The organism is Pseudoalteromonas sp. SG41-5 (assembly GCF_014164495.1).
GTDB classification, from domain to species: domain Bacteria; phylum Pseudomonadota; class Gammaproteobacteria; order Enterobacterales; family Alteromonadaceae; genus Pseudoalteromonas; species Pseudoalteromonas rhizosphaerae.
On record NZ_JACJFH010000318.1, the window covers coordinates 1 to 295 of the forward strand.

Below are 295 nucleotides of genomic sequence, written 5' to 3' on the forward strand. Positions count from 1 at the left end.
CCATCAACATCTAGCGTATCAAAATCGGTAGCAGCAAACGCCGCTGATGAAGATGCCAGTGCGATAAGTGCTAATGTTTTATTTAATGTGTTCATAATTAATATTCCTTCAATGTACTATCAAAAAATTTGTCTCAATACTGGTTTTCAATGCGAGTAAAGTCTTTCTTGTTATCCTTTATCATGGGTTCCCTGCCCACTTAGGTTGTCTTTGGCAACTCAGGATAAACTCAGTATTAGGTTATTAAGCTTTTGAAAACTCTTCTTTTGATAACTCACCGTTTTGGTCAGTATCA

The 295-nt window shown here is 36.3% G+C and carries 1 pseudogene; it reads right to left on the reverse strand.

The features are described 5' to 3' along the window. Positions 1-95: pseudogene (locus H5232_RS23820) on the reverse strand (calmodulin); the annotation flags it as partial. Between the last annotated feature and the right edge of the window lie 200 nt (positions 96-295).